This is a genomic window from Gemmatimonadetes bacterium SCN 70-22, from assembly GCA_001724275.1.
GTDB lineage: Bacteria > Gemmatimonadota > Gemmatimonadetes > Gemmatimonadales > Gemmatimonadaceae > SCN-70-22.
In genome coordinates, this window is record MEDZ01000079.1 from 1 (window position 1) to 7,299 (window position 7,299).

8 protein-coding genes and 1 pseudogene are annotated in these 7,299 nt (G+C 69.9%); all 9 read left to right on the forward strand.

Translation table 11 applies throughout. The annotated features are described in order from the left end of the window. Window positions 1–324: pseudogene (locus ABS52_19475) on the forward strand (hypothetical protein). Window positions 325–370: 46 nt separating this feature from the next. After that, window positions 371–742 carry a hypothetical protein gene (locus ABS52_19480; GenBank protein ID ODS99865.1) on the forward strand — a complete coding sequence of 124 codons (372 nt, stop codon included), beginning with the start codon at window positions 371–373 and terminating at the stop codon, window positions 740–742. A 7-nt stretch (window positions 743–749) separates the two neighbouring features. Then, on the forward strand, window positions 750–1,343 hold the full coding sequence (locus ABS52_19485; protein ID ODS99866.1) for a hypothetical protein: 594 nt from the start codon (window positions 750–752) through the stop codon (window positions 1,341–1,343). 43 nt (window positions 1,344–1,386) lie between these two features. Continuing rightward, a complete protein-coding gene (locus tag ABS52_19490; protein ID ODS99867.1) occupies window positions 1,387–1,803 on the forward strand; it encodes a hypothetical protein in 417 nt (138 codons plus the stop codon). Window positions 1,804–1,820: 17 nt separating this feature from the next. After that, window positions 1,821–2,228: a hypothetical protein gene (locus tag ABS52_19495; protein ODS99868.1), complete on the forward strand. Its 408-nt coding sequence runs from the start codon at window positions 1,821–1,823 to the stop codon at window positions 2,226–2,228. A 37-nt stretch (window positions 2,229–2,265) separates the two neighbouring features. Next, entirely contained in the window at window positions 2,266–2,571 is a 306-nt protein-coding gene (locus ABS52_19500; protein ID ODS99869.1) for a hypothetical protein, read from the forward strand. 199 nt (window positions 2,572–2,770) lie between these two features. After that, window positions 2,771–3,154, forward strand: a complete 384-nt coding sequence (locus ABS52_19505) for a hypothetical protein (GenBank protein ODS99870.1) — start codon at window positions 2,771–2,773, stop codon at window positions 3,152–3,154. Window positions 3,155–3,156: 2 nt separating this feature from the next. Next, window positions 3,157–4,998, forward strand: a complete 1,842-nt coding sequence (locus tag ABS52_19510) for a hypothetical protein (GenBank protein ID ODS99871.1) — start codon at window positions 3,157–3,159, stop codon at window positions 4,996–4,998. A 12-nt stretch (window positions 4,999–5,010) separates the two neighbouring features. Further along, window positions 5,011–7,299: hypothetical protein (locus ABS52_19515; protein ID ODS99872.1), on the forward strand; the 2,289-nt coding region annotated here is incomplete at its 3' end.

Genomic DNA, 7,299 nt, shown 5'->3' on the forward strand with positions numbered 1-7,299 from the left:
GCGCGGGACGCGAGCGCGCGGGACGCGAGCGCGCGGGACGCGAGCGCGCAGGACCCCGTTGGTCATCCACGCGGGGGGCGGCCACGCAGCACCAGCGCGGCGATCCTCCAGGTCCTCGCGGTCGCCGCCGCGCCACTCCGCGTCGACGAGATCTACCCGCTCGTGCATGCGCGACGCCCCACGACGCGCGCCAGCGTCGCGCAGCTGCTCTATCAGCTTGTCCAGCGCGGCGTGATCGCGGCGACCGCGCGCGACCTGCGCCGGCAGGGCGCGCCCAAGCGCTACGCCCTGTCCTCCCGAACCCCCACCGAGCCCGCACCGTGACGCCGTGCCGACAGATCCAAGGATTCCTCTTCCCGCCGGGGCTACGATGATCGCGAACGATGTTGCCGAACGCTGGGTGCCCCCGCTCGCGACGCAGCTGGGCTGGGCGCTCGCCGAGGCCATCGGCCCGCATCCCGAGACGTGTCATGCGAGCGATGCGGCGCTCCGCCTCACGGTGACGCCGCTCGATGCGACGCGGGTGATCGTGTTGGGCGAGCGCCTCCTCGACGAGTTCGTCCCGCGCGACGACGGCGATGCCGGCGGGAATCCGCACGGCGGGTGGTATGCAAGCCTCGCGCGCTACTATGACCGCGCGTGGATTGCCGTCGACTATGGCAACGCCGCCGAGACCATCCTCGAGGACTTCGCGCCCGCCGTCTTCGCGCGCGAGGCGTACCAGCATCACACCCTCCGATGAGCGACCGGTGATCGACCTGAGCAACCCCGAGCAGGTGAAGGCGGAGGCCGAACGGCGCGCGCGGCTCCGGGCCGCGGGCAAGCCCCTCACGGCTGACGGCGGGCTCGCGCGTCTCACGCAGACGCTGCCTGTACCTCCGCTGTTAGCGCCGCGCGCGTCGGCCGAGAACACCGAGCGAACAGACATGGCGCCCCCGCTGGATGTCTCGATTGGCGCGCCGCCGGTCGCCTGGCGGCGGGGGGACACGCTCTGGCTCATGATCCCGGCAACCGCGCGCCCAAAGAAGAACTCGACGAGGCTCGGCATCAAGAAGAGCCCCGGCTACATCCGCTTCAAGAACGCGGTCATTGGCGCCGTCCGGCCCTTCGCGCGCCAGCTCCGGCTCCCGCTCCCCCCGATCGACTTCAACTGCGCCGCGCACTTCTACCGGGAACGCGACGACGCCGACACCGACAACCTCATCACCGGACTGGCGGACGCGCTGCAGGACGCCGGCGTCCTCGAGGACGACTTCCGCCTGCGCACCTGGAATGGGACCGACCGTTTCCTCGACGTCACGCGACCCCGTGTCGAGCTGACCCTCACCCCGTACGTGCCGTAGGAGGCCCGCCGTGACCATCAAGGGGGGACGAGGGGGGACGCCAGTGCGGCTGCCCGCCGAGGACCGTGCCGCGGGCGGGCGCCGGTGTCCGGTGCGCTGGTGCACCGGCACCCTGCGCGGCGAGCTCGATACCATCGGGCGCGTGCGCTACGTCTGCGACGACTGCGAGCGCCGGGCGCAGCTCGAGCATGAGGCGAAGTTCGGCACCTACCTCGAGCGCCTGCGCGACCAGCGTCGCCTGCGCGAGGCGCGGCTGCTGGAGGAAGCGGAGGCGCAGATCGCCCACCGGCACTGCGAAATCTGCGGCGACCGTCTCGCGCCGCCGCATACGCGCATCTGCGGAAAGGTCGCGTGCAAGCGCGCATGGAAGGCGGAGTACCAGCGCCAGCGCTTCGGCCGAGCCGCGAAGCCCGCCCCCGAGCACGCGGCGACGCTCGAACTCTTCAAGGACTTCCCCTAATGTGCGAGTATTCTGGCATGGCGGACGAGATACGACCGGCGTTGACGCCGGACGAGTGGTTCGACTTGGAGCGCGGGAAGCAGCTGACGTTCCTGTCGGACGATGGGCTGCAGGTGTGCGACGCAGGCGACGGGACGAAGTTCTACGTGCGCCTCAGCCCGCGCGCCAAGACCTTCACGGCCGATGACGGCGCGTCGTGGGGCGTCGCCGAGATCGATCGTTGGGACACTGATGGGCTCGCGCAACTGGCGGCGATGCTGCTCAGCCACCTCCCGGTGGGCCACCCACTGAAGATCACGCACCGGGACGTCGAGCTTGTGCGCGCGCTCGTGCGATACGTGAACCGCGACGAGGATGATCCCGAATTGTGCGGTCCCGGTGAAGCGCTCGCCGCCAAGCTCGCCGCGCTCCTGCCGCCGGGGTAGCGCGAGACGTTGCCCGTTGCTCGCGGGACATGGCAAGATGCACCATGCGGCCATGAGCTCCCCCATGGCCCGCCGTGGCCCGGCCCCGCGCATCAGCGACGAGGGATGGGCCTCCTACCGCGACGGACAGGTCGCGCGTTGTCCCGGCTACAACAGTCGCACGCACCACCTCTGTGACACCGCGCTCGGCGTCGTCGCCCCCGGCCGACGGCTGCGCGTGCGCGTCCGACCCGTCGCCGGCGGTCGCACGGCGCCAGCGACCATCACCGATCTCCTCCCGCGCTGCCGCCGCTGCGGCAACGAACTGGAGCTCGCCTTCGATCGTCTCGATGTCGGCCCGTAAGCGTCCCGCTTCTCGTTCTTCGCGTTCTCGTGAGAGCGCGAAAAACCAGAAGACGGGAGGTGGAGGGGCGGCCGGGACCGGGCGCAAGAAGCCGTCGAAGCCCTCAAAGCCGACAACGCTCTCGAAGCCGACGCGTGCCCCCACGTCGCACCGCTCGCGCACACGCACGGCGCCTAACGCGGACGCCTCGCCCACGAAGATGGGGCGGCCCCGTAAGCCGTTCTCCCGTCACGAGTTCGAGAAGCTGTGTCGGATCCAGTCGACGATCGAGGAAATCGCCGCGTGGTTCGACATGGACGTCGACACCGTCAACAAGCGGGTGTATGACGAGTACGGGAGCACTTTCTCGGTGATTTTCCGGCGCTACCGAGGCCACGGGAAGGTCTCGCTGCGCCGCCGCCAGTTCCAGAAGGCCCTCGAGGGCGACTCCCGCATGCTCAAATTCCTCGGCGCCAACTGGTTGGGGCAGCGCGAACGCGTGGAGTTTCTCTCCTCGGAGGAGGCGAAGCTCGCGCTAGCTGAATCCCTCGGCGTCTCGCCCGACGATCTGCCGGACGCGGGGAGCCCTAACACCACGGTCTGACAGTGGCGCTCTCGCGCGAGGAGATGGGCCGCCGGATCATGCGGCTCCCGCCCGGCGAGCGCGACGCCGCGATCCGGGCCGCGCGTCAGCTCTACGGCGGCCGCCTGCCGGACGAGGCGCCGCCCGCGGCGTCCGCCGAGCGCGTGCGGGATCCGGCGCACCGCCGGCGCTATGCGGGCGACCCGTTGGCGTACCTGCGCGATCTCTTCGGCTACCGCCTCACGCCCGACCAGGAGCGCGCGCTCGCGCTGATCGAGCGCGAGGATCGCGTGCTGATCCCGTCCGCCAACAACGTCGGCAAGTCGTGGCTGCTCGCCGCGTACGCCCTCTACCGCTTCGATGCCGTCGCCTCACTCCCCGCGGAGGACCTCGGCCTCGAGGAACAAGGCGCCCAGATCCTCCTGCCCGGGCCCGACCACTCGACGATCTACTCGACGATCTACTCGGCGATCCTCGAGCACGCGAACCGCGCCGAGCGCCGCGGCTTCCCGATGCCGGGCCGTCGCTCGGAGAACTCGGTCCTGTGGCGGGTGCGCCCGCGCTGGTTCTTCGAGCCATTCTCCCCCGACGTGCGCGTCGGCCAGGAGGTGAGCCATGCGGCGTCGGGGCGCCACCACCGCAACCAGCTGGCCATCATCGAAGAAGGGCAGGGGGTGCCGGAGCCCGTGTGGAGCGCGACGGAGGGCATGTGCTCCGGCGACGGCAACAAGATCGTGAGCGCCTTCAACCCGACCGAGCCGATCGGCCCCGCGTACAAGCGCGCAAAGGGGCAGGGCTACACCGTCTTCGCGATGAGCGCGCTTCGCCACCCGAACGTGGTGCGGCGCGACGCGGAGCTCCCGGACGCGATCAGCTACAAGGTCGTGGATGCCCGCGTGGCCAACGAGTGCCGCGACATGGGGCGCGCCCAGGAGACCATCCCGGACGCCACCGAGATGGACTTCGTCTATGCACTGCCGCCGCGGGACGCGACCGAGCGCGGCGGACGGGAGGACGGCATCCCCGGGCATCCCGCGGGGGAGCCGCGCGTGTATCGCCCGGGCCCACGCTTCACCGCCCAGGTCCTCGGCCAGTGGCCGCGCTCGACGCGCTCCTCGCTCTTCAGCGCGCGCGCGCTCGAGGAGGCGATGGACCGATGGGATGCCGACCGGGCGCGCGCGCCCATGCCCGACTGCGTGGGCCTCGATCCCGCGCGCGAGGGTATCGACACCTCGACATACCTCCCGCGCTGGGGGCGCGACGCCGAGGAACTGCTGCGCGCCTACGCCGAGGCCGTGAAGCAAGGGCCTGCCGCCGTCGAGACGATCCGGCGGGAGCGGCGCCAGTACCTCGGCGAGTTCGTCACGGCGCCGAGCGGGGACGGCCCCTCCGTGGCGCTCCACGTCATGCAGCGCTTCGCCCTGTCGACCTTCGCGATCGACGAGGGCGGCGTCGGCGCCTCGGTGCTCGACCACATGGTGCGTGTGCTCGGCGCTCGCGCCACGGGCGTCTCGTTCTCGGCGGCGCCGCTCCCGCCGACGCCCGGGGAGACCTACAGCGAGAACTTCCGCACGATGCTCTACGTCCGGGCCGCGCTCCTCGTCGCCGCAGGCCTCGTCGACGTGCCGCCCGATGTCCGGCTGCGCGAAGAACTGCTCGCGCACGAGACGTCACCCCGTGCGCGGGTCGTGACGGTCATGGATAGTTCCGGCATGGAGCGGAAGGAGCGGAAAGAGTCGGTCCTCCTCATCGAGAAGGACGAGATCAAGAAGCGCATCGGCCGCTCCCCCGATCGTGCCGACGCATTCGTCCTGGCGGTCAACGGCGACCCGCTGCCCCGCCGGAAGTCCATCCAAGCCTGGTGACCCGAGCGCCGCATGAGTGACGCCCTGACCCGTCTTCCGTTCGGCACGCGCCTTCGCACGGCGGGCCGCCTGCTGCTCGGCCGTCTCGGCGCCGGCGACGCCAAGGCACTCGTCGGCGCCTTTGATGACGCGGCCGCCACCGCCGCATTCGGGATGCTCGGCCGGATCTTCAACGCCGGGACCGGCGAACCGCCCAAGCGCGGGACCAAGGAGTACTTGGAGGCCTACACCACGCATCCGCTCCTGCGCGCGGCCACGGAGCGCGTGGCGACCGCCGTGGCCTCGGTTCGGTTCGCACTCTACGCGCGCAAGGGCCGCGGCGGGAAGGCGATCCGCGATCATGACTGGCAGACCGCGAGCCACGCGGAGCGCCTCCAGATCCGCAAGGACCTCGCGCGCCATCGGGAGCTGATCGAGATCGAGGAACACCCCATGCTGGAGGGGCTGCGCCGCGGCAACTCCATGCTGACGGGCCTCGCGGTGCGCTCGCTCACCGCGGTCTATCTCGACACGATCGGCGAGGTGTACTGGCTCAAGCAGCGCAACGGCGCCGGCGTCCCCAACGCGTTCTGGCCGCTGCCGCCGTCGTGGATCCAGGAGACGCCGACGCCGGCGCGCCGCGAGTACCGCGTCTCCTTCCGCGGGTGGAACGTGAACATCCCCGACACCGAGATCCTCAGCTGGACGGTGCCGGACCCCGCCAATCCATACGCGCGCGGATCCGGTCTCGCGCAGTCGCTCGGCGACGAGCTCGACACCGACGAGTTCGTGGCGAAGTTCACGCGGTCCTTCTTCCACGGGCGCGGCATCCCGAACCTCATGGTGTTCGGCGAGGGCGTGACGCAGGATGTGGCGCGCATGCTCGAGGCGCGCTGGAAGGCGAAGTACAAGACGCCCGAGGACCAGGGGAAGCCGTTCTTCACGAACGCGAAGATCGACGTCAAGGAACTCGGCCAGAAGTTCACCGATATGCAGCTGGTGGAACTCCGGCGCTACGAGCGCGATCTCGTGATCCAGACGTTCGGGCTGCCGCCCGAGGTGATGGGGATCATCGAGAACTCGAACAGGGCGTGCTACGACGAGGAAACGGAGTGCCTCACCGATCGCGGGTGGCTGAGGCACGACGAGATCCAGCCGTCCGACAAGGTCGCCGCGTACGATCCAGATCGTCGCGTCCTTCGGTTCGAGGTGCCGCGTCAGATCGTGCGCTATGACTACACGGGCGACATGCTCCACTTTGAGAGCCCGACGTCGCAGCGCGGGAAGCGGGCGAACGTCGACATCATGGTGACGCCGGACCATCGAATGCTCGTGAAGTCGGCCGATCGTGCTGGCTACTGGCGTGAGTGCCTGGCGGAGGATCTGGAGCACACCCGCACGCGTCGCTGGCGCGTGGTGGCAGCGGCGCCGCTCGACGCTCCGGAACCCGAGCCGCTGCGGCTGGCCGAATCCGCATCGCGGCCCAACAAGCGCCCCGCTGTGACTGTCCCTGTCGAGGTATGGGCGCCGTTACTGGGATTGCTGGCGGCCGAAGGCACATGGGCTGAGTACACCTCGAGCAACCGTGACGCGCACAGCTCGTACCAGGTCGCGCTCTCCCAGTCCCTCGGTGCGAATGGCGAAAAGGTCGCAGCGATTGACGCACTGATCGCACGCTTCCCGATCCCCGCCTCACGCTACGTGGACTGCGAAGGAACCGTGCGGTGGCAGTGGAACCACGAGGCGCTCCTGCGTCACCTGCAGGAGCACTGTGGCGGCAAGGCTCCGACGAAGCGACTTCCCGCCTACGTGCGAACCTGGCCGGGGTGGGCGCAGCGATTGGTCGTGGAGTGGGCATTGCTGGGTGATGGGTCTCCTGTCGGGGGCGTCCATGAGGAATCGCGCGGCGGAACGGCGACGCGCACGCGTGCAACTTGGAAGAGCTGGCAGATGTACTCGACGAGCCTCCGCCTTTTGGAGGACCTCGCAGAGTGTGCGGTGAAAGCCGGGCTGCGGGTCGGGCCGGTTCGCACTGGGTACACTGCTCACGGTTCGCGCGCACAGATGTACCGGGTCGGCATCAGCGAACATGCGATGCCCACGCTCCCGAAAAGCGCGCGCCGACCATACAGCGGGACCGTGTGGTGCCTGCAGACGAGCACTGGGTGGTTTGTCACGCGACGCAATGGTTGCGTCGCGATCCAAGGGAACACGATCGATGCCGCCGACTACCTCATGGCGCGCTACGTGGTGGCGCCGCGCTGTGACGCGATGCGCGAGGTGTGGCAGGCGCGCCTGGTCCCGGAGTACGATGACCGGCTG

What these genes read in the sequence shown, in the direction of transcription:
- ABS52_19505 (ODS99870.1), top strand. Translation starts at nt 2,771, where the DNA reads ATGGGGCGGCCCCGTAAGCCGTTCTCCCGTCACGAGTTCGAGAAGCTG.
- ABS52_19495 (ODS99868.1), top strand. Translation starts at nt 1,821, where the DNA reads ATGGCGGACGAGATACGACCGGCGTTGACGCCGGACGAGTGGTTCGAC.
- ABS52_19480 (ODS99865.1), top strand. Translation starts at nt 371, where the DNA reads ATGATCGCGAACGATGTTGCCGAACGCTGGGTGCCCCCGCTCGCGACG.
- ABS52_19500 (ODS99869.1), top strand. Translation starts at nt 2,266, where the DNA reads ATGCACCATGCGGCCATGAGCTCCCCCATGGCCCGCCGTGGCCCGGCC.